The sequence below is a fragment of the Sphingomonas metalli genome (genome assembly GCF_014641735.1).
In the GTDB taxonomy this organism is placed as follows: Bacteria; Pseudomonadota; Alphaproteobacteria; order Sphingomonadales; family Sphingomonadaceae; genus Sphingomonas; species Sphingomonas metalli.
This window is the reverse complement of the sequence record NZ_BMIH01000004.1, coordinates 141,628-165,333: the sequence shown is the minus strand read 5'-3', so window position 1 is coordinate 165,333 and position 23,706 is coordinate 141,628. Positions and strand designations below refer to the sequence as shown.

General features: G+C 70.5%; 25 protein-coding genes. 5 read left to right on the top strand and 20 right to left on the bottom strand.

Annotated features, from left to right (window positions below; genetic code table 11):
• Positions 1–8: 8 nt before the first annotated feature.
• Both IEX18_RS15100 and hisC read right to left on the bottom strand, forming a co-directional pair.
• Entirely contained in the window at positions 9–935 is a 927-nt protein-coding gene (locus IEX18_RS15100) for a prephenate/arogenate dehydrogenase family protein (RefSeq protein ID WP_188659584.1), read from the bottom strand.
• Positions 932–2,032, bottom strand: a complete 1,101-nt coding sequence (hisC, locus tag IEX18_RS15095; protein WP_188659583.1) for a histidinol-phosphate transaminase — start codon at positions 2,030–2,032, stop codon at positions 932–934. The genes IEX18_RS15100 and hisC overlap by 4 nt, the downstream gene beginning before the upstream one ends.
• A gap of 575 nt (positions 2,033–2,607) precedes the next feature.
• Between hisC and metX the strand changes: the two genes are divergently transcribed.
• The 3 genes from metX (at position 2,608) to IEX18_RS15080 (ending at position 4,820) form a co-directional block, all read left to right on the top strand.
• The gene (gene metX, locus IEX18_RS15090) at positions 2,608–3,723 is read left to right on the top strand and encodes a homoserine O-acetyltransferase MetX (RefSeq protein ID WP_188659582.1); all 1,116 of its coding nucleotides are present in this window, start codon (positions 2,608–2,610) and stop codon (positions 3,721–3,723) included.
• Positions 3,720–4,313 (top strand): methionine biosynthesis protein MetW, encoded by a 594-nt coding sequence (gene metW, locus IEX18_RS15085; protein WP_188659581.1) that lies wholly within the window; start codon positions 3,720–3,722, stop codon positions 4,311–4,313. The genes metX and metW overlap by 4 nt, the downstream gene beginning before the upstream one ends.
• Positions 4,314–4,418: 105 nt before the next feature.
• Positions 4,419–4,820, top strand: a complete 402-nt coding sequence (locus IEX18_RS15080) for a response regulator (RefSeq protein ID WP_188659580.1) — start codon at positions 4,419–4,421, stop codon at positions 4,818–4,820.
• A 204-nt stretch (positions 4,821–5,024) separates the two neighbouring features.
• Here the strand turns inward: IEX18_RS15080 and IEX18_RS15075 are convergent, their stop codons facing one another.
• From IEX18_RS15075 to IEX18_RS15050, 6 genes are all read right to left on the bottom strand, one after another.
• The gene (locus IEX18_RS15075) at positions 5,025–6,497 is read right to left on the bottom strand and encodes a sensor histidine kinase (protein WP_188660070.1); all 1,473 of its coding nucleotides are present in this window, start codon (positions 6,495–6,497) and stop codon (positions 5,025–5,027) included.
• A 59-nt stretch (positions 6,498–6,556) separates the two neighbouring features.
• A complete protein-coding gene (gene ssb, locus IEX18_RS15070; protein WP_188659579.1) occupies positions 6,557–7,099 on the bottom strand; it encodes a single-stranded DNA-binding protein in 543 nt (180 codons plus the stop codon).
• Positions 7,100–7,114: 15 nt separating this feature from the next.
• Complete coding sequence (gene feoB / locus IEX18_RS15065) at positions 7,115–8,974, bottom strand: ferrous iron transporter B (protein ID WP_188659578.1); 1,860 nt, start codon at positions 8,972–8,974, stop codon at positions 7,115–7,117.
• A 1-nt stretch (position 8,975) separates the two neighbouring features.
• Entirely contained in the window at positions 8,976–9,221 is a 246-nt protein-coding gene (locus tag IEX18_RS15060) for a FeoA family protein (RefSeq protein ID WP_229664642.1), read from the bottom strand.
• A 63-nt stretch (positions 9,222–9,284) separates the two neighbouring features.
• Positions 9,285–9,971 (bottom strand): COQ9 family protein, encoded by a 687-nt coding sequence (locus IEX18_RS15055; RefSeq protein ID WP_188659576.1) that lies wholly within the window; start codon positions 9,969–9,971, stop codon positions 9,285–9,287.
• On the bottom strand, positions 9,968–10,954 hold the full coding sequence (locus tag IEX18_RS15050; protein WP_188659575.1) for a DMT family transporter: 987 nt from the start codon (positions 10,952–10,954) through the stop codon (positions 9,968–9,970). The genes IEX18_RS15055 and IEX18_RS15050 overlap by 4 nt, the downstream gene beginning before the upstream one ends.
• Before the next feature lie 50 nt (positions 10,955–11,004).
• Between IEX18_RS15050 and IEX18_RS15045 the strand changes: the two genes are divergently transcribed.
• On the top strand, positions 11,005–12,093 hold the full coding sequence (locus IEX18_RS15045; protein ID WP_188659574.1) for an alkene reductase: 1,089 nt from the start codon (positions 11,005–11,007) through the stop codon (positions 12,091–12,093).
• 149 nt (positions 12,094–12,242) lie between these two features.
• Here IEX18_RS15045 and ribH read toward each other — a convergent pair whose 3' ends face one another.
• The 9 genes from ribH to IEX18_RS15000 form a co-directional block, all read right to left on the bottom strand.
• Positions 12,243–12,656, bottom strand: a complete 414-nt coding sequence (gene ribH, locus IEX18_RS15040) for a 6,7-dimethyl-8-ribityllumazine synthase (RefSeq protein WP_188659573.1) — start codon at positions 12,654–12,656, stop codon at positions 12,243–12,245.
• A complete protein-coding gene (gene ribB, locus IEX18_RS15035; protein WP_188659572.1) occupies positions 12,656–13,792 on the bottom strand; it encodes a 3,4-dihydroxy-2-butanone-4-phosphate synthase in 1,137 nt (378 codons plus the stop codon). Before ribB ends, ribH begins: the two co-directional genes overlap by 1 nt.
• Positions 13,776–14,399 (bottom strand): riboflavin synthase, encoded by a 624-nt coding sequence (locus IEX18_RS15030; protein ID WP_188659571.1) that lies wholly within the window; start codon positions 14,397–14,399, stop codon positions 13,776–13,778. The genes ribB and IEX18_RS15030 overlap by 17 nt, the downstream gene beginning before the upstream one ends.
• Positions 14,372–15,439: a bifunctional diaminohydroxyphosphoribosylaminopyrimidine deaminase/5-amino-6-(5-phosphoribosylamino)uracil reductase RibD gene (gene ribD, locus IEX18_RS15025; RefSeq protein WP_188659570.1), complete on the bottom strand. Its 1,068-nt coding sequence runs from the start codon at positions 15,437–15,439 to the stop codon at positions 14,372–14,374. The genes IEX18_RS15030 and ribD overlap by 28 nt, the downstream gene beginning before the upstream one ends.
• Positions 15,440–15,465: 26 nt before the next feature.
• Complete coding sequence (locus IEX18_RS15020) at positions 15,466–15,813, bottom strand: hypothetical protein (protein ID WP_188659569.1); 348 nt, start codon at positions 15,811–15,813, stop codon at positions 15,466–15,468.
• Positions 15,814–15,871: 58 nt separating this feature from the next.
• Positions 15,872–16,552 carry an energy transducer TonB gene (locus IEX18_RS15015; protein WP_188659568.1) on the bottom strand — a complete coding sequence of 227 codons (681 nt, stop codon included), beginning with the start codon at positions 16,550–16,552 and terminating at the stop codon, positions 15,872–15,874.
• Positions 16,553–17,333: 781 nt separating this feature from the next.
• Positions 17,334–18,662, bottom strand: coding sequence for a glutamate--tRNA ligase (gene gltX / locus IEX18_RS15010; protein ID WP_188659567.1), 1,329 nt, complete (start codon positions 18,660–18,662; stop codon positions 17,334–17,336).
• Positions 18,659–19,069 carry a type II toxin-antitoxin system VapC family toxin gene (locus IEX18_RS15005; RefSeq protein WP_188659566.1) on the bottom strand — a complete coding sequence of 137 codons (411 nt, stop codon included), beginning with the start codon at positions 19,067–19,069 and terminating at the stop codon, positions 18,659–18,661. The genes gltX and IEX18_RS15005 overlap by 4 nt, the downstream gene beginning before the upstream one ends.
• Positions 19,066–19,320 (bottom strand): type II toxin-antitoxin system Phd/YefM family antitoxin, encoded by a 255-nt coding sequence (locus IEX18_RS15000; protein ID WP_188659565.1) that lies wholly within the window; start codon positions 19,318–19,320, stop codon positions 19,066–19,068. The genes IEX18_RS15005 and IEX18_RS15000 overlap by 4 nt, the downstream gene beginning before the upstream one ends.
• Before the next feature lie 113 nt (positions 19,321–19,433).
• Here IEX18_RS15000 and IEX18_RS14995 point away from each other — a divergent pair, with 113 nt between their 5' ends.
• Positions 19,434–20,369, top strand: a complete 936-nt coding sequence (locus IEX18_RS14995; RefSeq protein ID WP_188659564.1) for a ribose-phosphate pyrophosphokinase — start codon at positions 19,434–19,436, stop codon at positions 20,367–20,369.
• A 593-nt stretch (positions 20,370–20,962) separates the two neighbouring features.
• Here the strand turns inward: IEX18_RS14995 and IEX18_RS14990 are convergent.
• The 3 genes from IEX18_RS14990 to alr are packed head-to-tail and all read right to left on the bottom strand — an operon-like array spanning position 20,963 to position 23,680.
• The gene (locus IEX18_RS14990; RefSeq protein WP_188659563.1) at positions 20,963–21,310 is read right to left on the bottom strand and encodes a RidA family protein; all 348 of its coding nucleotides are present in this window, start codon (positions 21,308–21,310) and stop codon (positions 20,963–20,965) included.
• Between the two features lie 10 nt (positions 21,311–21,320).
• Positions 21,321–22,574, bottom strand: coding sequence for a D-amino acid dehydrogenase (locus IEX18_RS14985; RefSeq protein WP_188659562.1), 1,254 nt, complete (start codon positions 22,572–22,574; stop codon positions 21,321–21,323).
• Complete coding sequence (gene alr, locus IEX18_RS14980; RefSeq protein WP_188659561.1) at positions 22,571–23,680, bottom strand: alanine racemase; 1,110 nt, start codon at positions 23,678–23,680, stop codon at positions 22,571–22,573. Before alr ends, IEX18_RS14985 begins: the two co-directional genes overlap by 4 nt.
• Between the last annotated feature and the right edge of the window lie 26 nt (positions 23,681–23,706).

Sequence of the window (23,706 nt, the reverse complement as noted above, 5' to 3'; positions counted from 1 at the left end):
ACGCAGGTTCAAGCCGAATCGTCGTGGCGGCGACCGAAATCGACGGCGGCGTCGTCCTGACCCTCGGCGATGATCGAGCGGCGGATCGCGCGGGTGCGGGTGAACAGGTCGAACAGCGCATCGCCATCGCCCCAGCGGATCGCGCGCTGGAGCATCGTGACGTCCTCGGTCAGGCGCTGGAGGATCTCCAGCACCGCCTCGCGATTGTTGAGGAAGACGTCGCGCCACATGACGGGATCGGAGGCGGCGATGCGGGTGAAGTCGCGGAAACCGCCCGCGGAGAACTTGATCACCTCGCTCTCGGTGACCTGTTCGAGGTCGGAGGCGGTGCCGACGATCGCATAGGCGATGAGGTGCGGGACATGGCTGGTGACGGCGAGCACCCGGTCGTGATGGCGCGGGGTCATCAGCTCGACATTCGCGCCCAGCGCCTCCCAGAAGGCGCGCAGCGCGGCGACGGGGGCGTCTGGCGTGCCCTCGTCCGGGGTCAGGATGCACCAGCGGCCGCGGAACAGCGTCGCGAAGCCCGCCTCCGGCCCGCTATGCTCGGTGCCGGCGACGGGGTGGCCGGGAACGATCAGCGCATCGGGCAGGGCTGCGCGGAGCGCAGCGAGGACGCTCTCCTTCGACCCGCCGACATCGGTGACGAGCGCGTGCGGGGCGAGCGCGCCGGCGAGGTCGCGCGCGGCCGCCCCCATCGCGCCGACCGGCACGCAGAGGATGACGAGCGCGGCGTCCGCCACCGCCTCTGCGGCCGTGTCGGGAATATTGTCGGCAAGGCCGAGCCGCCGGGCGGTGTCGCGCACGGCGGGATCGGCATCATAGGCGGCGATGCGCACGCCCGGCATATAGCGCCGCACGCCCCGCGCGACCGAGGAGCCGATCAGCCCCAGCCCGACGATCGCGACGCTGGAGAAGGGCGCAGCGTCGCTCACCCGGCGCGTTCCGCCTCGGTGCGGAGGATTTCGGCGACCGCGCGCATATCCGCCTCGGCGCCGATGGTGATGCGCAGGCCATGGGCGAGGCCCTGGCCGGGCAGCCAGCGGGTCGCATAGCCGGCGGCCATCAGGGCCTGATAGGCGGCCCCGGCAGTGAGCGCGCCCTCGAACAGGACCATGACGAAATTGGCCTTGCTCGGCACCGCGCGCAGGCCGTGGTTCGACAGGGCGGCGATCTGTCGCTCGAACCAGCCCCGCCATGTGCGATTATGGTCGCGGCTGGCGGCGATGAAGTCATGCGCGTCGAGCGCCGCGATCGCCGCGCGCTGCGCGCCGATCCCGAAGGAGAAGGGCGCGCGGATGCGGTGCATCGCGTCGATGATCGCGGGCGAGGCATAGCCCCAGCCGATCCGCTCGGCGGCGAGGCCGAAGATCTTGGAGAAGGTGCGCGTGACCAGCACATTGGGCTCGGTGCGCGCCAGCGCCAGCGCGCCGTCGTCGTCCTCGGGATCGAGATATTCGGTATAGGCCTGGTCGATCACCAGCAGCACGTCGCGCGGCAGCGCCGCATGGAGCCGGGCGATGTCCTCGCGCGACGTATAGGTGCCGGTGGGATTGTTGGGATTGGCGACGAAGATCACCTTCGTCCGCTCGGTGACCCGCGCCAGGATCGCGTCGACATCGGTCGCATAGTCGCGGTCGGGCGCGACCACCGGCACCGCGCCGACGCGGCGGGTGGCGATGTCGTAGACGGCGAAGCCGTAGCGGACATGGATGATCTCGTCGCCGACCCCGGCGAACGCGCCCGCGGCGAGGTGGAGCACCTCGTCCGAGCCGGTGCCGTAGACGATCCGGTCGGCCTCGATCCCGTAATGCGCGGCGAGCGCCGCGCGCAGCTCGGCGGCGCTGGCGTCGGGATAGCGCTCCAGCTCGGTCGCGGCGCCGCGATAGGCTTCGCGCGCGGTGTCGGGCGTGCCGAGCGGGTTCTCGTTCGAGGACAGCTTGACGACGCGCCGCCCGTCATCGGCGGTCGCGCGGCCGGGCACATAGGGAGCGATCGCCGCGATCCACGGCTTGGGGGCAGGTGCGGTCATGCCGGTGCGCATAGCCGGGCGGTGGAGGGAGGGCCAGTGGGGGCGGCGATGGAGAACTCGCGCAGAGGCGCGGAGGGCGCAGAGAGAGGGTCACGCGACGGCGCGAAGAGCTGGGGTTGGTGGGTGGAGAGCGGTGCTCGGGTCTGATCCATTGGCCGGAAGCGTCGCCCCGGCAAAGGCTGGTGCCTTCTGCAGCTCTTGCCGTTTTCCACGACAGGGAGGTCCATCCTTCGCGCGACCTCTGCAAGACTCCTCTGTTCACCCCGGCGAAGGCCGGGGTCCAGCTGGGTGAAGCTTTGCGATGACTTACGACCGTCTCCCAACTGGGCCCCGGCCTTCGCCGGGGTGGACGTGGGGGTGGGTCGTTGCACTGACTTTCGCAGAGGTCTCGTCTTCGCGGGGATGACGGCGTTTGTGCGGAGGCCATGCAAAGGACGCGGTGGACGTTCGATGATGGCGCGGGCTCCAGCCTCGGGCGACTTGGCGCTGCGGTCGGGAAAGGCCCCAGCCGCCGCCGGGGCGACAACGGGAGGGTGGCTTGCCACGTCGCGCCGGTCGCCGTAGCGCGCTGGCGCATGGACGATCAGCGCTTCGGTCTGGCCCGGAAGGTGACGCTGCCGGGGCTGTTGCGGCTCGACGGCGGCGGCACGCTGAGCGGGGTGGAGATCGCCTATGAGACGCATGGGCAGCTGGCGCCGGATGGCGGCAACGCGATCCTGATCTGCCACGCGCTGACCATGGACCAGCATGTCGGCAGCGTCCATCCGCGCACCGGCAAGCCCGGCTGGTGGGCGGCGATGGTCGGGCCGGGCAAGCCGATCGACACCGACACCCATTGCGTCATCTGCTCCAACGTCATCGGCAGCTGCATGGGCTCGACCGGGCCGGGGAGCATCGACCCCTCGACCGGCCAGCCCTATGCGATGACCTTCCCCGTCATCACCATCCGCGACATGGTGCGCGCGCAGGCGATGCTGCTCGACCATCTGGGCATCGCCACGCTGAAGGCGGTGGTGGGCGGATCGATGGGCGGGATGCAGGCGCTGAGCTGGCCCGCGACCTTCCCGGAGCGCGTCCGCTCGGTGGTGGTGATCGCCTCGACCGCGCGCCACACCGCGCAGAACATCGCGTTCCACGAGGTCGGGCGGCAGGCGGTGATGGCCGACCCGAAATGGCGCGGCGGCGACTATTACCGGCACGACGATCCGCCCGCCGCGGGCCTCGCCGTGGCGCGGATGGCGGCGCACATCACCTATCTGTCCGAGGCGGGGCTGACCGAGAAGTTCGGCCGCAAGCTGCAGGCGCGGCAGGCCAAGGGCTTCGGCTTCGACGCCGATTTCCAGGTCGAGAGCTATCTGCGCCACCAGGGGCTGAGCTTCGTCGACCGGTTCGACGCCAATAGCTATCTCTATATCACCCGCGCGATGGACTATTTCGATCTGGCCGAGGAGCATGGCGGGCTGCTCGCCAACGCCTTCCGCCAGAGCGCGGCGCGCTTCTGCCTCGTCAGCTTCGACACCGACTGGCTCTATCCGACGATCGAGTCGCGCCACATCGTCCATGCGCTCAACGCCGCGGGGCGGGCGGCGAGCTTCGTCGAGCTGTCCAGCCCCTATGGCCATGACGCCTTCCTGCTCGACGCGCCCGAGATGAACCGGGTGGTCGAGGGTTTCCTGCGGGGCGGGGCATGACGGCCTCGCTGCGCCCCGACCTCGCCGTCATCGCCGGCCATGTCGCAGCTGGCGCGCGCGTGCTCGATATCGGCTGCGGCGACGGGGCGCTGATGGCGGCGCTGCGCGACGAACGGGGAGTCGACGCGCGCGGGCTGGAGATCGATGCGGCCAATGTCGCCGCCGCGGTCGGGCGCGGGCTGCCGGTGGTGCAGGGCGATGCCGATCGCGACCTGGCGGGCTATCCCGACAAGAGCTTCGACTATGCGATCCTGAGCCAGACGCTCCAGACCTGTCGCGCGCCCGACCATGTGCTGGACGAGCTGCTGCGGATCGGGCGGCGCGCCTTCGTCTCCTTTCCCAATTTCGCGCACTGGCGGGTGCGCCTCTCGCTGCTGGTCGGCGGACGGATGCCGGTGACGGGGCTGCTGCCCGAACAATGGTACGACACGCCCAATATCCACCACGTGACGATCGACGACTTCCGCGCCTTCGTCCGCGAACGGCAGGTGACGGTGGAGGGGGCGTGGTTCCTGTCGCGCCGGCGGCTGCGCGGCGCGGCGGGGGCGAACCTGCTCGCCGAACATGCGGTCTTTCTGCTGCGCCGTTAACACAGCTGCGGACAATCCGGCGCTCGTTCTATGACTTAGCATGTTTCACGTGGAACATTCTTGTCGAGCCCTCGTTTCGTGGGGCCAGATGCAGCAGGCATGGCGATGAGCAAAACAGCCCTGATAGTCGAGGACGAGATCTTCGTAGCCCTCGACCTCGAGCGGATCCTGCTCGACGCCGGCTACGAGGTGGCGGCGATCGCCGCCGATGCCGAGAGCGCGCTGGCCGCGGCACCGGAGTGCGGCTTCGCCTTTGTTGACGTGAACCTGCGCGACGGGCCGACCGGCCCCGAGATCGCCGAGCGGATGGCGAAGGACTATGGGATCAAGGTGGTGTTTGTCACCGCCAATCCGACGCAGATCGGCACCGGCCAGGGTGCGCTCGGCTATATCCGCAAGCCGTTCAGCGAGCGCGCGATCCTCGCCGCCGCGGCGCTGGCGACGACCGGCGACGAGGCAGCGGCGCGGGACGAGGTGGTGCCGTTCCCGGAGGAGCGGGCGGCCTGAGGGTCGACCAGAACGAGCCGCAGGTTTCTCCACGGACTTCCACAGCCGCGTCATCCCAGCGAAGGCTGGGATCTCCCCGTTGTGCACGCGAGGCAGGAGCCGCGAAAGGCCCCAGCCTTCGCTGGGGTGACGATGCTGGCCAAACAGACTCAGCCGTGCTTCGACTGCGCTCAGCACGAACGGGGCAGGCGCTGTCGCCCGGTTCTAGCGCCGGATCGAACCCAGCGGGATGCGGATGGTCGCGACGAGCCCGTCCTCGCGCCAGTCGCGGGTGACAGTACCGCCCATCTGGCGCACGGCGGAAAGTTCGATCAGCTGGCTGCCGAAGCCGCCGGGACCGTCCGGCGCGGCCGTGACGCGCGGGCCACCCGTTTCCTGCCAGCGGAGCAGCACATCCTCGCCCTCGCGGGAAATCGCGACGGTGACATGGCCCCCCTCGACCGAGAGCGCGCCATATTTGCTCGCATTGGTGGCGAGCTCGTGGAAGAGCAGCGCGAGCGGGGTGGCCGAGCGATCGTCGATCATGACGTCCTCGCCCTCCACGGTCACGCGCGGCGCGGCGGGGCCGGCATAGGGCTTGAACAGCTCGCCGAGCAGCCCCTTCATGCTGTCCTGCTGCGCCGAGGGGCGCGACTGGGCGCTGTGCGGACGGACGAAGTCGTGGGCGCGGCCGAGCGCCATCACCCGCTGGCGCAGGTCGGTGGCGATCGGCGCGAATTCGGGGCGCGCACGCGCGGCGAACTGGATCAGCCCGGCGATCACCGCGAAGATGTTCTTGATCCGGTGCGACAGCTCCTGGCTGATGATCTCGCGCTCTTCCATCGCGAGCTTCTGCTCGTGGATGTCGGTGCAGGTGCCGAACCAGCGGACGATGCGATCCGCATCGTCGCGCAGCGCCACGGCGCGGCCGAGCACCCAGCGCCAGCCGCCGTCGCGATGGCGCAGCCGATATTCGATCTGATAGGGCTCGCCCGTCTCCAGGCTGTGCCGCCAGCGCGACCAGGCGATCGGCTGGTCGTCCGGGTGGAACATGCCGTTCCAGCCCTCGCCGTCGGTCGACCCCTCCGGCACGCCGGTGAATTCGTACCAGCGGGCGTTGTAATAGTCGTGGAAGCCATCCGGCAGGGTCGACCAGACCATCTGCGGCATCGCGTCCGCCAGGGTGCGGAAGCGCAGCTCGCTTTCGGCCAGGCGGCGTTCGGTGCGGCTGACCGCCTCGCCCCGCTCGCGCGCCTGACGCCGGTCGGCGAGCCGGTCCATCGCCGCGCGCGCCAGCACCGCCAGCCCCTCGCGCTGGAGCGGGGTAAGGCCGGGATGCGGCTCGTCATGCAGGACGCAGAGCGTGCCGAGGATGTCGCCGTCGTCGGTGCGCAGCGGCGAGCCCGCATAGAAGCGGATGTGGAGGTCGCCGGTGACCAGCGGATTGTCGGCGAAGCGCGGATCGGCGAGCGTATCGGGCACCTCGATCGCCTCGCCCGCCGCGATCGCGTGGCGGCAGAAGCTGTCGTCGGTCGCCGTCCCCTCCAGCGTGGTGCCGGTGCGGCCGAGGAAATGCTGGCGATCGCCCTCGATCAGCGTGACGAGCGCGAAGCGCGCCTCGCACAGCCGCGTGGCGAAGCCGGTCAGGTCGTCGAACACCCCGCGCTCGGCCACGCCGTGCGCGTCGTAGAGGTTCATCAACGATCCGGGCGCACCGGCCTCGCAGGCGGGGAGGGGGGGCTGGCCCAAGGCGGATCCTAGAACGGCACGTCGTCGTCGAGATCGTCGGCGAAGCCGCCGCCGCCACCGCCGCCGAAGCTGCCGCCACGGCTGCCGCCGCCGCCCGCGCCGCCGCGGCTGCCGCCGCCGCTACCGCCGCCAAAGTCGTTGCCGCCGCCCCATTCGTCGCCGCCGCGCCCGCCGCCGCCCTGGCCGCCACCGCCGCCATTGGGGCCGTCGAGCATCGTCAGGACGCTGTTGAAGCCCTGCAGCACGATCTCGGTCGAATATTTGTCCTGCCCGTTCTGGTCCTGCCATTTGCGGGTCTGGAGCTGGCCCTCGATATAGACCTTCGACCCCTTGCGCAGGAACCGCTCGGCGACGTTGGCCAGCCCCTCGTTGAAGATCGCGACCGAGTGCCACTCGGTCTTTTCCTTGCGCTCGCCGGTGTTGCGATCCTTCCACGATTCGGAGGTGGCGATGCGCAGGTTCACCACCTTGCCGCCGTTCTGGAAGCTGCGGCTTTCCGGGTCGCGACCCAGATTACCGACCAAAATCACCTTGTTGACGCTGCCCGCCATGATCTTCCCGAAAATCTACAGGCCGACGGCGACCGCCAGCCAATATGTCAATCCGGCCATGATGTAGGCTGCGGCGAACAGATAGCCAACCATGAAGGCGGGCCATTTCCATCCGTTCGTCTCGCGCCGGGTCACCGCGATGGTCGAGATGCACTGGGGGGCGAAGACGAACCACATCAGGAAGGCGAGCGCGGTCGGCAGGCTCCAGCGGCCGCGCAGCTTGTCGCCCAGCGCGCGCTGCCCGCCCGCACCTTCCGGATCGTCGATCGCATAGACGGTGCCGATCGCCGACACCGCCACCTCGCGCGCGGCCATGGCGGGGATCAGCGCCAGCGCGATGTCGCGGTTGAAGCCGATCGGACGCACCACCGCCTCCAGCCCGCCGGCGATCCGGCCCGCGACCGAATAGTCGACCGGCGACACGCGGCTGCCCTCGGGCGGCTTGGGGAAGGAGAGGAGCGCCCAGAGGACGACGGTGGTCAGCGCGATGATCGTGCCCGCGCGCTTGAGGAAGATCAGCGTGCGCGTCCACAGGCCGAGCGCGACGTCGCGCCATTGCGGCCATTGATATTTGGGCATCTCCATCATGAAGCCCGAGGACGCGCCCTTGGTCACGGTCCGCCGCAGCGCCAGCGCCGCCACGAACGCGCCGAGGATCCCCATCACATAGAGGCCGAGCAGGACGAGGCCTTGCAGGCCGATCCAGCCCGCCACCGTCCGGTCGGGGATGAAGGCGCCGATGATGATCGTATAGACGGGCAGCCGCGCCGAACAGGTCATCAGCGGCGCGATCAGGATGGTGGTCAGCCGGTCGCGCTCGTCGTCGATCGTGCGGGTCGCCATGATCCCCGGCACCGCGCAGGCGAAGGAGGAGAGGAGCGGGATGAAGGCGCGGCCCGACAGGCCGACGCGCGCCATCATCCGGTCCATCAGGAAGGCGGCGCGGACCATATAGCCGCTCGCCTCCAGCACGAGGATGAAGAGGAACAGGATCAGGATCTGCGGCAGGAACACCAGCACCGCACCGACGCCGGCGATGAGGCCGTCGGTGATCAGCGAGCGGAGGAAGCCCGCGGGCAGCGCGCCCGACACGAAGGCCTCGAGCGCGGCGAACCCGTCCTCGATCCAGCCGATCGGCGCTTCCGACCAGGCGAACACCGCCTGGAACATGACGAACAGCAGCGCGAGGAGGAGGAGGGGGCCGAACACCGGGTGGAGCGCGACCGAGTCGAGCATCATTCCCCAGCGGCGGCCGGGCGTCTCCGCCAGGATCGCAGCCTGGGCGATCTGGCGCGCGCGGCGCTGGAGGACGGGCATCGGCGCCTGCGCCTCGGGGGAGACGGCGGCGGCCGGCGCGGAGCCGCCGACCAGTTCGGTCAGCGCCGCGCGCAGCGAATCGAGCCCCCGCTTCCTCACCGCGACGGTGGGGATCACCGGCACGCCGAGCTCGCGCGCGAGTACCGCGGGATCGAGCGTCAGTCCGTCGCGCTCGGCAAGGTCGACCATGTTGAGCGCGACGATCACCGGCAGGCCGAGCGCGATCAGCTGGAGCGCGAAGCGGAGGTGATTGTCGAGATTGGCGGCGTCGACCACCACGACCAGCGCGTCGGGCCGCCGCTCGTAGCGGCCGCTGCCGGTGACGACGTCGCGCGTCACCCGCTCGTCGGCGGAGGCGGGGTCGAGGCTGTAGGCGCCGGGCAGGTCGACCAGCTCGACCGGGCGGCCGTCGTCGAGCGCGAGCCGCCCGGAGTGGCGCTCCACCGTGACGCCGGGATAATTGCCCACCTTCTGCCGCGCACCGGTGAGCGCGTTGAACAGCGCGCTCTTGCCGGCGTTGGGATTGCCGACGAGCGCGACCAGAGGCGGGTGGATCACGTCAGTCGTTGGCGGAGACGCTGATCGCCGCCGCCACGGTGCGGCGCAGCGCCACGGTCATCCGGCCGATCCGGCAGGCGATCGGGCCGCTGCCGAGCCGCGCGCGGTGCAGCACCTCGACGCCCACGCCCTCGTCGAACCCCAGCTCGCGCAGCCGCCGCGCCTCGGGCTGGGCGAGTCGCTCCCACTCGATCGCGAACACGGTCGCGCGCTGGTTGCGGGGCACGGTGACGAGGCTGTCGATCATGGTCGCCATGCGTGGCAGATAAAGCGTTTGCGAACGATTATCAATTGCCTTTACGCGTCCAATTCACACCGCCGGGTACCGCAACCGGCCGATGAAGCGCGACAGGCTGGGCCGGTGCTCGGTGCGGCGGAGGAAGCCCGCCTTGGCCTGTTCGAAGCGCATGATCCCGTCGATCCGGCGGGCGAGGAAGGCGCGGGTGTCGGCCTGATCCTCGCTGTCGTCGTCGAGGAAGACGGTGACGGTCGCGCCATAGACGGCGAGCAGCATCGCGCGCTTGGTATAGTGGTTGTAGTCCGTCGCGGTGTCGCCGGCGAGCCGCCACATCCGGTCGACGCTGCGCCAGCCGAGTCGCGCGGCAAGCGCGAGGTTCTGCGGCATGGCGAGGATGGCGAGCGCGCGGCGCAGCGCCTCGCGATCCGGGGCGACGATGCGCAGCCGCGCCTCGACCAGCGCGGTGATGCGCGCGCGGATCTTCATCGTTGCCAGCGCCTCGGGCGGCAGCGCGGCAGCCATGGCGGCGTCGATCGAATCGAACCAGGCGTCGATCATCGCGGCCGGCCCCTCGGCATAGGCGAGTCGCGCGATGTCGGGGTCGACCCCGGCCGCCTGAGCCGCATAGTCGCGCGCGGCGTCGCCCCAGCCGTCGAAGGCGGCATTGCTGGCGATAGCGGGGGCGAGATCGCGGCGGATCTCGTCCAGCGTCGGGTCGGCGGGGGTTTCGGCGGGCGTCGAGGCGGTCAGGTCGGTCATCGCGGCTCCTCCGCCTCCACATGCGCATCGACCGGCGCGAGCGCAAGCTTCGGCTCGCGCCGGACGCCTTCGGTTTTCGGCTCGCGCCGGACGAGTACCAGCGCGGCGGCGACCATCGCGACGCCGATCAGGTCGGGCGCGGCGAGGCGCTCGCCATAGGCGACCCAGCCGATCGCGCCCGCCACCATCGGCTGGATCAGCAGCGCGATCCCGACCACCAGCGGCGACAGCCGCCCGAGCGCGTAGATCATGCAGCCCTGGCCCAGCACCTGGCTGGCGAGCGCCATGCCGATCAGCGGCGTCCAGTCGCCCGGCCACAGCCGCTCGCCGAGGAGGTGCGCGTAGAGGAAGAGCGGCAGGATGCTGGCCAGGGTGGACAGCGCCAGCGCCGACAGCGGCGCCATGCTGGCCCGCACCCGCGCCATCAGCACGAAATAGAGGGTGTAGAGCAGCCCGGCGAGGAGCGAGAGCATGTCGCCCAGGAGGTTGCGCGGGTCGAGCTGGTAGGAGCGTCCGAGCAGCAGCCCGCCGCCCAGCGCCGCGAGGAGCAGCGCGAAGCCCTGCATCCGGGTCGGCCAGGCGCGCGCGACGAGGAAGCCGTAGAGGGGGAAGATCAGCGTCGCGCAATTGCCGAACAGCGTCGCGTTGGCGAGCGTGGTGTGGATGATGCCGATATGCCAGGTGCCGAGATCGCCGGCAAAGGCGATGCCGGCGAGCGCGAGCAGCCACCACAGCCCGCCCGGCAGCCGCTGCGGCCGCGCGCCGCCGGCAAAGGCGAGGACCGCGAGGAGCGGGGCGGCCAGCGTGATCCGCCAGAAGGCGGAGGCGACCGGGCCGGTATCGGCGGCGCGGACGAAGACCGGGCCGAAGGCGAGCGCGACATTGGCGACCACGATCGCGGCAAAGGCGAGGCCGCCCCCCTCCGCCGGCGCGCCCGCGCTTTGTTGCTGCGCAGTTTTTCTTTTCCCGGGCGCCTGATGCATGCGGCCCTCTAGCCTCCTATCTCGCCGGCCGACAATCAGCAGGAGCCTTCATGCCCAGCCTTTTCGACGCGATCGACCTCGGCGCGATCCACGCCCCCAACCGCATCCTGATGGCGCCGCTGACCCGGGCGCGGGCCGACCGGCGGGCGGTGCCGACGCCGCTGATGGTCGACTACTATCGCCAGCGGGCGAGCGCGGGGCTGATCATTTCCGAGGCGACCGGGATCAGCCGGTCGGGGCTGGGCTGGCCCTATGCGCCGGGCCTCTGGTCGGACGAGCAGGTCGAGGCGTGGAAGCCGGTGACCGAGGCGGTGCACCAGGCGGGCGGGCGGATCGTCGCGCAGCTCTGGCACATGGGCCGGCAGGGGCATTCGAGCGTGTTCGAGGCACAGCCCGTCTCCTCCTCCGCCACCGCGACCAGGGGCGAGGCGCATACCTATGACGGCAAGCAGCCGTTCGAGACCGCGCGGCCGCTGACGCTGGACGAGATCCCGGCGCTGCTCGACGATTATGCCAACGCCACCCACAACGCGCTCGCCGCCGGGTTCGACGGGGTGCAGATTCATGCCGCCAATGGCTATCTGATCGACCAGTTCCTGCGCGACGGCGCCAATTACCGCGACGACGCCTATGGCGGCGCGCCGGAGAACCGCATCCGCCTGCTGCGCGAGGTGACCGAGCGGGTCGCCTCGGTCGCGGGTGCGGGGCGGACCGCGGTGCGCCTGTCGCCGAACGGCGATTCGCAGGGGGTGGACGACAGCGATCCCGCCGCGGTCTTCCTGCCGGCGGTGACGGCGCTGTCGGAGATCGGCATCGGCTTCCTCGAACTGCGCGAGCCGGGGCCGGACGGCACCTTCGGCCGCACCGACGTGCCCAAGCTCTCGCCGCGCATCCGCGAGGTGTTCGCAGGGCCGCTGGTGCTGAACTCCGACTATGACTCCGCCGAGAAGGCGCAGGCGGCGCTCGACTCGGGCGTGGCGGACGCGATCAGCTTCGGCCGGCCGTTCATCGCCAATCCGGACCTGCCCGAGCGGCTGCGCACCGGCGCGGCGCTGGCGACGAGCGAGATGCGCACCTGGTACAGCCAGGGGCCGGAGGGGTATGTGGACTATCCGGCGCTGGAGACCGAGGCGGCGTAAAGGGGGGGGGCTTCTGCCCCCTTCCTTGATCCGTCATCTCAGCGAAGGCTGAAATCTCCCGGTGAAAGCGCGGGACAGGAGCCGCGGAAGGCCCCAGCCTGCGCTGGGGCGACGCTCGGGGCCGAGTGGATCGGGCTTTTACGTCACCTTCACCCGAAGCGCTGCTGCAGCTCCAGCATCGCGAGCGCGGCCTTCGCCGCCTCGCCGCCCTTGTCCTTCTGCGCGGGGTCGGCGCGGACCAGGGCCTGGGCCTCGTTCTCGACGGTGAGGATGCCGTTGCCGATCGCCAGCCCGTCCATGGTCAGCGCCATGATGCCGCGCGCGCTTTCGCCGGCGACGATCTCGAAATGATAGGTCTCGCCGCGGATCACGACGCCGAGCGCGACGAAGCCGTCATAATGGTCGGCCGCCAGCGCGATCGCGCCGGGCACCTCGAGCGCGCCGGGGACGGTGACCGTCTCGTGGCCATGGCCCGCCGCCTCGATCGCGGCGCGGGTGCCGGCGAGGAGCAGGTCGTTGAGATGGTCGTAGAAACGCGCCTCGACGATCAGAATACGGGCCATCAGCAATCCTCGATGCGGCGCTCGGCGACGATCGACAGGCCATAGCCGTCGAGCCCCACGAGCGTGTGGTGGGTGTTGGTGAGCAGGATCATGTCGTGGACGCCGAGTTCGGCGAGGATCATCGCGCCGACGCCATAGTCGCGCAGCTCCTCCATCGGCACCTCGACCCGCTCGCCGGCCTGGGCGCGGACCGCGGTGGTGAAGGCGTCGGCGCGCTGGCGGTTGATGAGGACGATGACGCCCGACCCCTCCGCCGCGATCATCTCCATCGAGCGCTGGAGGATGCGGCCGCGCGGGCTATCCTCGCCGAACACGTCGGCGAAAGGCGACAGGGCGTGCATCCGCACCAGCACCGGCCGGGTCACGTCGAGCCGGCCCTTGACCAGCGCGACCTGCTCCGTCCCCGTCGCGGTGTTGCGATAGGCGCGCACCGCCCACTCGCCGCCCCAGCGGCTGGTGAAGCGCGATTCGCTGACCAGCGCGACGAGATGGTCGTAGCGGCGGCGATAGGCGATCAGGTCGCGGATCGTGCCGATCTTGAGGCCGTGCAGCTGCGCGAAGGCAACGAGGTCGTCGAGCCGCGCCATCGTCCCGTCCTCGTTCATGATCTCGCAGATCACGCCCGAGGGGTTGAGCCCGGCGAGGCGGGAGACGTCGACCGCCGCCTCGGTATGGCCCGCGCGGACCAGCACGCCGCCGTCGCGCGCGACGAGCGGGAAGACATGGCCCGGCGTGACGATGTCGGCGCGGTCCTTGGTCGAATCGATCGCCACCGCGATCGTGCGGGCGCGGTCGGCGGCGGAGATGCCGGTCGTCACCCCCTCGCGCGCCTCGATCGAGACGGTGAAGGCGGTCTCGTGCCGGGTGCCGTTGTTGCGGCTCATGAGGTCGAGGCCGAGCGCGTCGACCCGCGCGCGGGTCATGGCGAGGCAGATCAGCCCGCGGCCGTGCCGGGCCATGAAGTTGATCTTCTCGGGCGTCGCCATTTGGGCGGGGATGACCAGATCGCCCTCATTCTCGCGATCCTCGTCGTCGACCAGGATGAACATGCGGCCGTTGCGCGCCTCGTCGATGATCTCCTCCGGCGAGGAGAGGAAGGCGTGGCGCAGGCGGGCGACCTCAGCGGGGACGGACACTGTACTGCTCCATGCGTTGCAGATAGCGGGCGAGCACGTCGATCTCGATATTGACCGTGTCGCCGGCCGCGAGCGCGCCGAGCGTGGTGGCGGCCTGGGTGTGCGGGATGACGTTGACGGCGAAATGCGTCGCCTCGGGATGATCCTCGACCGTGTTGACGGTGAGCGAGACGCCGTCGACCGTCACCGAGCCCTTGGGCGCGACGAAGGGCGCGAGCGCGGGCGGCAGCGCGAAGCCGATGCGGCGCGAGTCGCCCTCCGCCGCGAGCGCGACGACCGTGGCGACCCCGTCGACATGGCCGGTGACGATATGGCCGCCCAGCTCGTCGCCCAGCTTCAGCGCGCGTTCGAGGTTGAGGGCGCGGCCCTCGCGCCACTGGTCGGCGGTGCGGCGGATCGTCTCGGCCGAGACGTCGACCGCGAACCAGTGGTCGCCATCGGCATCCCCGCCCTTGTCGACCACCGTCAGGCAGACGCCCGAACAGCTGATCGACGCGCCGAGATCGACGGTGGCGGTGTCATAGGCGGTGGCGATGGTGACGCGCAGGTCGCCGCCGCCCTCCACCTGCCGGATGGTGCCTATGTCGGTGACGATGCCGGTGAACATGGGGTGCGCTCGTAGACCTCCAGCCGGTCGCTGCCAAGCTGACGCGCGTCGGTGAGCCGCCAGCGGCCATGCGCGGCGGCGAGATCGGGAAGGCCGATATCGGGCAGCGTCCGCCCGCCGCCGATCAGGATCGGCGCGCGGTAGAGGAGGAGCCGGTCGACGAGGTCGGCGCGGAGGAAGGCGGCGGCGGTCCGCGCGCCCCCCTCGACGAAGAGATGGTCGGCCGGGAGGATGGCGATGGCGGAGGGGGTGGGAAGGCGGACGATATTTTGGTCTTCGTCACCCCAGCGCAGGCTGGAGTCTTTCGCGTGGCGCGTATCGTCCTCCGCCGCCGGGAAGCCCCAGCCTTCGCTGGGGCGACGGTCTTGGGGGGCGATGGGGGCGCGGGAGGACAGCACCACGCGCAGCGGCGAGCGGTCCTCCAGCCCCGGCAGGCGCACGTCGAGCCGCGGCTGGTCCGTATCCCATGTGCCGCGCCCGACGAGGATCGCGTCGTGGCGGCTGCGCTCGAGATGGGTGTGGGCGCGCGCCTCCGGCCCGGTGATCCAGCGGCTGCTCCCGTCCGCCAGCGCCGCCGCGCCGTCGAGCGACAGGGCGAGCTTGAGCGTGACGAGCGGCCGGCCGCGCGCGCGACGGGTGAGGAAGCCCGCCATCGACCGGCGCGCCTCGGCCGCGAGAAGGCCGGTATCGACCGCGATCCCGGCCGCTTCCAGCCGGGCGAAGCCTGCGCCGGCGGTGCGCGGATCGGGGTCCTCGATCGCCGCCACGACCCGCGCGACGCCGGCCGCGACCAGGATGTCGCTGCACGCCGGGCCGCGCGGCGAGACATGGGCGCAGGGCTCGAGCGTGACATAGGCGGTCGCGCCGCGCGCCGCCGCGCCGGCCTGGGCCAGCGCCTCCGCCTCGGCATGGGGGCGCCCGCCGGGCTGGGTCCAGCCGCGGCCGACCACCCGGCCGTCGCGGACGATCAGGCAGCCGACATTGGGATTGGGCGCGGTCCGCCCGCGGCCGCGCGCCGCGAGCGCCAGCGCGGCGGCCATCCAGCGCGCGTCGTCGTGCCGGTGTGTCAGAGGCCCCAGCGCGACATGGCGTCGTCCATCCGCTTGAACTCGGCCTGCTTCTTCTCGCGCGCCGCCTTGTCCTCGGCGAGCCGCTTCGCCTTGATCGGCGCGTCGATCGCCTGTTGCGCGCGGATCTCCGCATCGGTGCGGTCGGCGCGCCACTGTTCGACATAGACGATGTCGCGCTTGTACGGCGCCTCGACCGAACTGTCCTTGGCGAAAGCATAGATGAAGAAGCCGGTGATGAGCATCGCGGCGATGAGGAACCACAGCTCATAGGGCTCGCGGCCTGCGAAGAAGACGCGCAGGTCCCGGTACGCGCGCAGCGGCGACATGCGACCGAAGAAGTTCATGGCGCCAAGATAGGCGTTCCCCCGCCGCCGCGCCAGAGGCGGCGGCGGGGGCGCCCGCTCACTGTTCGGTGAGGAGGAAGGTGACGCTCATCGTCCGCCACGCTTCTTCGGCGACGCCGTCGCGGGTGGCGGGGCGGAAGCGCCAGCGTCGCAGCGCCTGCTGCTCGGTGGCGCGGAAGAAGGCGTCGCTGGTCGCCTCGACCCGCTCGACCTGCTTCACCCGGCCGTCGGTGCCGATCAGCACGCGGACCGTGACCCGCCCGTCGCGCCCCGCGCGCTGCTCGGACGGGGGATAGGCGGGCTGGAAGGCGTCAGCATAGCGCGGGTCGACCGCGGCACCGACGAGGACGGGGGCGGGCTTGGCCTGTTCGGCGGTGCCGGTGCCGGAGCCGGTGCCGGTCCCCGCCTCCGTGCCGCCGGTGAGCGGCGGGAAGGGTTGGGGTGGATAGGCGTCGACGCGCCAGTTGTCGCTCGGGGGTAGCGGGATCGGTGGCGGGGGCGTGTCGATCCGCGGCTCGACCGGCGCGGTGCGCGGCAGGGTCTTCGCGACCGGATCGGGCGGCGGCGGCGGCTCGATCGGGACCGGATAGGTCTCGATCGGGGGATCGATCGGCGGCTTGCCCGTGACATAGGGCGCGGCGACCATCAGCGCGCCGATCACCGCGGCGTTGACGCCGATGGCGACGGCAAGGCCCGTCGGGCTGAACCGCTGTCCGCCCGTGTAACGATCCGCATACATGCACCCGTCTCCTCGTAATCGAGAGTGAGCGAGTCGGCCGTTTCGCAATTTGAGATGCTATATCATATGAGGGTGAATGCAAGGGGGGCGGAGGGGTTCGCGCGGAGGCGTGGAGATGATGATGTTCGCGCGAAGGCGCTAAGGCGCGACGAAGAGGGGATTCACGCGGAGACGCGGAGACGCGGAGAGGAAAAGGAGGTTCGCGCAGAGGCGCTGAGGGCGCAGAGTTGTTTGAGGGCCTTCGGCGGTTTTTTGTGACGCCTATCTCCACGATCCACCCCGGCGCAGGCCGGGGTTCGACTGGGTGAAGCTTCGCGATAGCCTACTGCCGTCTCCTAACTGGACCCCGGCCTTCGCCGGGGTGGACGGAAGAGCTTCGCAGATGTTTCGCCTTGCGGGGTTGACGGCGTTTTGTGCGAGGATTCTGTCTTCGCCGGGGTGGTTATGGGGATGTTTCGGGAGCCTTGTCCCGCCCCACAAGTCACCCTCTTCGTGCCTTGGCGCCTTCGCGTGAACCCCTTTCTCTCCCTGCGCCCTCCGCGTCTCCGCGTCTCCGCGCGAACCATCTCGCAGCCTTGCGCCTGCGTCACCCCGGACGTGTTCCGGGGTCCACAGTGCCGCGCATTACGTGCCCGATCATGTGCGGAACGGTGGATGCCGGGACAGGCCCGGCATGACGATGGGTTATGCGGACGCCGCTTCGCTCCTTCGCGTCTTTGCGCGAAAACCCCTCTGCGCCCTCCGCGCCTCTGCGCGAACCCAATCCACGTCGCCGCGCGCCCTATCCTCCCAGCCGCGCCACCGCTCGCTCGCGTCCGATCAAAGGCAGGAGCGCGGCCATGTCGGGGCCGTGGTCCATGCCGGTGAGCGCGCGGCGCAAGGGGAGGAAGAGGGGCTTGCCCTTGCGGCCGGTCGCCGCCTTGAGCGCGCCGGTGAGCGCATGCCAGGGGTCGGCGCCCCAGTCGAGCGTCGCGGCGAGGCTGGCGGCTTCGGTGAGGAAGGCGCGGTCTTCGGCGTCGGGCTCGGGCGGCGAGACCGGGCCTTCGATCACCTGCCACCAGCCGGCGGCCTCGGCGACGGTGGAGAGGTTGGGGCGCACCGCGTTCCAGGCGGCCTCGTCCATGCCGGCGGGCAGGCGGTCGGCGACGGTCGCGACATCGAGCTGGTGGACGATGCGGGCGTTGAGCTGCGCCAGCTCCGCCTCGTCGAAGCGTGCGGGCGCCCGGCCGAAGCGGCTAAAGTCGAAGCCGGCGACCAGCGGCGCGGCCTCGACCAGCGGCTCGACGGGGTCGCTGGTGCCGATCCGGGCGAGCAGCGCGCGCACCGCCTGCGGCTCGATCCCTGATCCACGGAAATGATCGACGCCGAGCGAGCCGAGCCGCTTGGACAGCTTGCCCTCCGCCCCGGTCAGCAGCGCGGCATGCGCGAAGGCGGGGGCGGGGGCATCGAGCGCGGCGAACATCTGGAGCTGGAGCGCGGTGTTGGAGACATGGTCCTCGCCGCGCACGACATGGGTCACGCCCATGTCGATATCGTCGATGACCGAGGGGAGCATGTAGAGCCACGAGCCGTCGGCGCGGCGGACGACGGGGTCGCTCATCGTCGCCGGGTCGAAGCTCTGCGGACCGCGGACCAGATCGTCCCAGGCGAGCGGCGCGTCATGGTCGAGCCGGAAGCGCCAGTGCGGGTGCGTGCCCTGCGCCTCCAGCGCGGCGCGTTCGGCCCCGGTCAGGCGCAGCGCGGCGCGGTCATAGACCGGCGGCAGGCCGCGGCCGAGCAGGATCTTGCGCTTGAGGTCGAGCTCCTGTGCACTCTCATAGGCGGGATAGAGGCGGCCGGCTTCGACCAGGGCGTCGAAGCGACGCTGATAGAGCGCGAACCGCTCCGACTGGCGTACGACGGCGTCGGGGGCGAGGCCGAGCCACGCCAGATCGGCATGGATCGCCTCGACGAACCGCTCCTCGCTGCGTTCGGCGTCGGTATCGTCGATGCGGAGCAGGAACCGCCCGCCATTCCGCTGCGCCCAAAGCCAGTTATGCAGCGCGGTGCGGATATTGCCGACATGCAGCCGCCCGGTGGGCGACGGGGCGAAGCGGGTGGTGATGGTCACTGTATGAGGGTCTCGACTTCTTGCGACCGCGCTGCCTCGGCGAGACGGCGGTCGAACGTCAGCAGGGGCGCATTCTGGCTTTGTGCAGCAATGATATAGGCGGCGTCATAGGCGCTGATACCGCAGCTCAGGGCAAGCGTGACGATCTGGTCGAGGGGTGCTTCCGCAACGGTCGTGACGGTTCGTGCCAGCATCGCGCCGATCCGCAGCGCGGCGGCAAGCAACGCATCGTCAAGCCGCTCGCGCCGACGCGCCTTCCACAAGATGTTGGCGATCTCGGCCGACCAGTGGTTCGGTACGAAAAGGTGGCGTTCGCGGCAGAGGGCACGGGTGAAATCGGCGGCTGCTCCCGCCTCGTCAGGCAGCAGGATCGTCGCGATGGCGGAGGCATCGGGAACGAGGATCATGCGCGCCCGTGTTCCGCCCATTGCCGGATCTCGTCGGGATGCGTCGGCCCGTGACGGCGGCGGACATCCTCTCCCAACGCGCCGAGCGCGTCGATCGCCTCGCGCTGGCGCGCCAGCCGCTCAAGCTCAATGCCGACAAGACGAACCACATCGCGGCCGTGGCGGGTGATTACCACCTCCTCACCCGCCTCGACCGCGGCAATGATTTCGGATGCCTTGTCCTTGAACGCGGCGATCGGTACGTGGCGCATGGCTGCTCCTTCTGGCCAGAAATCTAGCCAGAATGTGCGCAGGGCGCAATCTGCGCCGTTGCCGTCGCTCGGCCGTGACCCTAAGGGCGGGCGCGTCGCGGGGAGTCACGAACATGAAACTCATCACGGGTAACTCGAACCTGCCGCTCGCGCGCGCGATCGCGGGCTATCTCGAACTGCCGCTGGCCGATGCGCTGGTGCGGCGCTTCGCCGACGAGGAGATCTTCGTCGAGGTGCAGGAGAATGTCCGCGGCGAGGACGTGTTCGTCATCCAGTCGACCGGCTATCCGGCCAACGACAATCTCATGGAGCTGCTGATCATCATCGACGCGCTGAAGCGCGCGTCGGCGAAGCGGATCACCGCGGTCGTGCCCTATATGGGCTATGCCCGGCAGGACCGGAAGCCGGGGCCGCGCACGCCCATCTCGGCTAAGCTGGTCGCCAATCTGATCACCGTCGCGGGCGCCGACCGCGTGCTGTCGGTCGACCTGCATGCGGGGCAGATCCAGGGCTTCTTCGATATTCCGACCGACAATCTCTATGCCGCGCCGGTCATGTCGGCGGACATTTTGGCGCGGTTCAAGGGCCGCAACCTGATGGTCGTCTCGCCCGACGTGGGCGGCGTGGTGCGCGCGCGCCAGCTCGCCAAGCGGCTCGACAATGCGCCGCTCGCGATCGTCGACAAGCGGCGCGAGCGGGCGGGCGAATCCGAGGTGATGAACATCATCGGCGATGTCGAGGGACGCTTCTGCATCCTGATCGACGACATCGTCGATTCGGCCGGCACGCTGTGCAATGCGGCGGCGGCGCTGCGCGAGGCGGGGGCGGAGGACGTGGTCGCCTATGTCACCCATGGCGTGCTGTCCGGCGGGGCGGTGGCGCGGGTCGAGGGCTCGGCGCTGACCGAGCTGGTGATCACCGACTCGATCGGCAACCACGAGTCGATCGGAGCAGCCGGCCGCATCCGCCACCTGCCGATCGCGCCGCTGCTGGGCGAGGCGATCAAGCGCATCGCGGACGAGACGAGCGTGTCGTCGCTGTTCGACTGAGTGTCTGCCGCGGGACCGGCGGCTGGAAGAAGGTTTTCTCGCGCGGAGGCGCGGAGGCGCGGAGGTGGTGGGCTTGGGGGGTGGCAAGTCCCTCTTCCCCTAAGACGGAATAGCGAGATCGCGTAGGCTCGGTTGGTGCATCTTCGCGTTCTTCGCGCCTTCGCGTGACATGATTTTTTTGCTGCCGCGGGTGCTGAGCTGGCGTTGAGTTGCCGGAGTTGCCCTGTTCGCCCCCTCTGTCAGCGCTCCGCCCTGCCACCTCTCCCTGGCAGAGGGAGATTCTCGGGGGCACTTCTTGCGGGTTCGTGATCGCGACCGGGTGCGATTTTTCGAGATTTGAAGAAGGTTTGTTCGCGCGGAGGCGCGGAGGCGCGGAGGCGTTGCGCCCGGCGTGGCCGTCTGCTCTTTTTGAGGCATCGGAATGGCGCGATGACGCTGCCGCGGGCGGTACCTCTCTGCGTACTCCGCGCCTCCGCGTGAAGTCCATTTGTTGCTGCCGCGGGCGCTGGTGCGGGTTGGAGTCGCGGGAGTTGCCCGGTCCTCCCCTCCGTCAGCGCTGTGCGCTGCCACCTCCCCTGGCGGGGGAGGATTGTTCAGGCCCTGGCGGCCGTCACGATGATCTCGACCTTGTAGTCGGGGCTCGCCAGCTTCGCCTCGCCGGTGGCGCGGGCGGGGGCGGCGTGGTGGGCGATCCAGGCGTCCCAGACGGCGTTCATCTCGGCGAAGTCGGCCATGTCGGCCAGCCAGATCTGCGCGCGGAGCATATGGTCGCGGCTGCTGCCGGTGCGTTCGAGCAGCGCGTCGATCTCGGCGAGGACGGCCCGGGTCTGCTCGGTGACGCTCTCGCCCGGCGCGCCGACCTGACCGGCGAGGTAGATGGTGTCGCCATGGATCACCGCCTCGCTCATGCGCGGGCCCTGGTCGATGCGGGTGATGGTCATGCGGGGTCCTTCAGGCGTAGCGGGCGATCGACAGATCACCGGTTTCGATCTCGGGCCGGCGCCCGCCGATCAGGTCGGCGATGACATGCCCCGAACCGCAGGCCATCGTCCAGCCGAGCGTGCCGTGGCCGGTGTTGAGGAAGAGGTTGGGCAGCTTCGTCGCGCCGATCACCGGCGTGCTGTCCGGCGTCATCGGGCGGAGGCCCGACCAGAAGGTGGCACCGGCCAGATCCCCCGCCTGCGGGAAGAGCGAGCCGACCGAATATTCGAGCGTGCGGCGGCGCGCGGGCGGCAGGTCCTTCGAATAGCCCGACAGTTCGGCCATGCCGCCGACCCGGATGCGGTCGCCCAGCCGGGTGATCGCGACCTTGTAGCTCTCGTCGAGCAGGGTCGAGACGGGGGCGCGGCTCTCGTCGAGGATCGGTGCGGTGATCGAATAGCCCTTCACCGGATAGACCGGCAGGCGGATGCCGAGCGGGGCGAGGAGCAGCGGCGAATAGCTGCCCATCGCGACCAGATAGGCATCGGCGACCACGTCGCCCGCATCGGTCGCGACATGCGTGATCCGGCCGCCCTCGGCGACCAGCCGGTCGATGCCGCGGTTCCAGAGGAAGGTGACGCCGCGCTCCGCCGCCAGCGCCATCAGCGCGTTGGTGAACTTGAAGCAGTCGCCGGTCTCGTCATGCGGCAGGCGCAGCCCGCCCGCGATCGGCACGGCGCTGTTTGCCAGGCCGGGCTCGGCGGCGAGGCAGCCGGCGCGGTCGAGGACCTCGAACGGCACGCCGTCCGCCTCCAGCACCTTCACGTCCTTGCCGATCCCGTCGAGCTGCTTCTGCTCGCGGAACAGCTGGAGGGTGCCCAGGCTGCGCTCGTCATAGTGGATGCCGGTGAACTGGCGCAGCGCGATCAGCCGGTCGCGGCTGAACTCCGCCAGCCGGACCATGCGGCGTTTGTTCACGGCATAGGCGCGGGCGTTGCAGTTGCCGAGCATCGCCGCGATCCAGCGCAGCATCGCCGCATCGGGGCGCGGACGGACGATCAGCGGGGCGTGCTGCATGAACAGCCAGCGCGCCGCCTTGGCCGGGATGCCGGGCGCGGCCCAGGGCGAGGCATAGCCGGGCGAGATCTCGCCGGCATTGGCGAAGCTCGTCTCCAGCGCGGGGCCGGGCTGGCGGTCGATCACCGTCACCTCGTGCCCGGCCTGCGCCAGATACCAGGCCGAGGTGACGCCGATCACGCCGCCGCCGAGGATCGCCACCTTCATGCCGTCATGCCTTCCGTCGCATAATGCCGGGCATAGCGATGCCCGAGCCGGGTCAGGATCTCGTAGGAAATGGTGCCCGCGTCGCGCGCGACCATGTCGATCGTCTGGTGCGGGCCCAGCAGCTCCACCAGCGAGCCGGGGGCGAGCAGCGCGTCGGGCACGTCGGTGACGTCGAGCGTCAAACTGTCCATCGAGACGCGGCCGGCGATCGGCACCCGGATGCCGCCGATGAACGCCGCGCCGATATTGCCGAGGTGGCGGGGCCAGCCATCGGCATAGCCGACCGGCACCGTGGCGATGCGCGACTCGCGGGGCGCGACCCAGCTGAGGCCATAGCCGACGCCGGTTCCGGCGGGGACCGTGCGGGTCTGGACGATGCGGGTCGTGAGCGAGACCACGGGCCGCATCGGGTTCTCCCCCTCCTGCGGCGCGCCGCCATAGAGGGCGATGCCGGCGCGGACGAGGTCGAGATGCCCGCGCGGCAGGAGGCTGCCGCCGCTATTGTCGAGCGAGCGCCGCGCGGCGGGGAGGCGTTCGGCGAGCGACAGGAAGGCGGCGCGCTGGCGTGCGTTGGCGGCGGCGGCGGGATCGTCGGCGCAGGCGAGGTGGCTCATCACCAGCACCGTCTCGATTCCGTCGAGCCGGGCGGAGTCGGCGGCGAGCGCCTCCACCTCCTCGGGCGGCAGGCCGAGTCGCGACATGCCGCTGTCGAGCTGGAGCGCGGCGGGCAGGGTGCGGCCGCGCCGCTGCGCCTCCGCCGCCCAGCGGTCGATCTGGTCGAGCGAATTGAGCACGGGGATCGCGCCGATCGCCGCGCAGGCGGGCTCGGCGCCGGGGTTGAGCCCGTTGAGGACGAAGAGCGGGATGTTGGGCGGCAGCTGCGGCTTGAGCGCGGCGGCCTCGGTCAGCAGCGCGACGAAGAGGTGGCGGCAGCCCGCGCCGATCAGCGCCTCGGCGACCTGCGCCGCGCCGAGGCCATAGCCGTCGGCCTTGACCACCCCCGCCACCGCGGCGGGCGCGACGGCGCGCTGGATGATCCGGTAATTGGCGGCAAGCGCCCCCAGATCGATCCGCAGCACCGCGCCGGCGATCACATCCTCGTCCATGCCTCGTCCTTTACGCCGATCACGTT

What these genes read in the sequence shown, in the direction of transcription:
- hisC (WP_188659583.1), bottom strand. Translation starts at nt 2,032, where the DNA reads ATGACCGCACCTGCCCCCAAGCCGTGGATCGCGGCGATCGCTCCCTAT.
- metX (WP_188659582.1), top strand. Translation starts at nt 2,608, where the DNA reads ATGGACGATCAGCGCTTCGGTCTGGCCCGGAAGGTGACGCTGCCGGGG.
- metW (WP_188659581.1), top strand. Translation starts at nt 3,720, where the DNA reads ATGACGGCCTCGCTGCGCCCCGACCTCGCCGTCATCGCCGGCCATGTC.
- IEX18_RS15080 (WP_188659580.1), top strand. Translation starts at nt 4,419, where the DNA reads ATGAGCAAAACAGCCCTGATAGTCGAGGACGAGATCTTCGTAGCCCTC.
- IEX18_RS15075 (WP_188660070.1), bottom strand. Translation starts at nt 6,497, where the DNA reads ATGAACCTCTACGACGCGCACGGCGTGGCCGAGCGCGGGGTGTTCGAC.
- ssb (WP_188659579.1), bottom strand. Translation starts at nt 7,099, where the DNA reads ATGGCGGGCAGCGTCAACAAGGTGATTTTGGTCGGTAATCTGGGTCGC.
- IEX18_RS15060 (WP_229664642.1), bottom strand. Translation starts at nt 9,221, where the DNA reads ATGATCGACAGCCTCGTCACCGTGCCCCGCAACCAGCGCGCGACCGTG.
- IEX18_RS15055 (WP_188659576.1), bottom strand. Translation starts at nt 9,971, where the DNA reads ATGACCGACCTGACCGCCTCGACGCCCGCCGAAACCCCCGCCGACCCG.
- IEX18_RS15050 (WP_188659575.1), bottom strand. Translation starts at nt 10,954, where the DNA reads ATGCATCAGGCGCCCGGGAAAAGAAAAACTGCGCAGCAACAAAGCGCG.
- IEX18_RS15045 (WP_188659574.1), top strand. Translation starts at nt 11,005, where the DNA reads ATGCCCAGCCTTTTCGACGCGATCGACCTCGGCGCGATCCACGCCCCC.
- ribH (WP_188659573.1), bottom strand. Translation starts at nt 12,656, where the DNA reads ATGGCCCGTATTCTGATCGTCGAGGCGCGTTTCTACGACCATCTCAAC.
- IEX18_RS15030 (WP_188659571.1), bottom strand. Translation starts at nt 14,399, where the DNA reads ATGTTCACCGGCATCGTCACCGACATAGGCACCATCCGGCAGGTGGAG.
- ribD (WP_188659570.1), bottom strand. Translation starts at nt 15,439, where the DNA reads ATGGCCGCCGCGCTGGCGCTCGCGGCGCGCGGCCGCGGGCGGACCGCG.
- IEX18_RS15020 (WP_188659569.1), bottom strand. Translation starts at nt 15,813, where the DNA reads ATGAACTTCTTCGGTCGCATGTCGCCGCTGCGCGCGTACCGGGACCTG.
- IEX18_RS15015 (WP_188659568.1), bottom strand. Translation starts at nt 16,552, where the DNA reads ATGTATGCGGATCGTTACACGGGCGGACAGCGGTTCAGCCCGACGGGC.
- IEX18_RS15005 (WP_188659566.1), bottom strand. Translation starts at nt 19,069, where the DNA reads ATGATCCTCGTTCCCGATGCCTCCGCCATCGCGACGATCCTGCTGCCT.
- IEX18_RS15000 (WP_188659565.1), bottom strand. Translation starts at nt 19,320, where the DNA reads ATGCGCCACGTACCGATCGCCGCGTTCAAGGACAAGGCATCCGAAATC.
- IEX18_RS14995 (WP_188659564.1), top strand. Translation starts at nt 19,434, where the DNA reads ATGAAACTCATCACGGGTAACTCGAACCTGCCGCTCGCGCGCGCGATC.
- IEX18_RS14990 (WP_188659563.1), bottom strand. Translation starts at nt 21,310, where the DNA reads ATGACCATCACCCGCATCGACCAGGGCCCGCGCATGAGCGAGGCGGTG.
- IEX18_RS14985 (WP_188659562.1), bottom strand. Translation starts at nt 22,574, where the DNA reads ATGAAGGTGGCGATCCTCGGCGGCGGCGTGATCGGCGTCACCTCGGCC.
- alr (WP_188659561.1), bottom strand. Translation starts at nt 23,680, where the DNA reads ATGGACGAGGATGTGATCGCCGGCGCGGTGCTGCGGATCGATCTGGGG.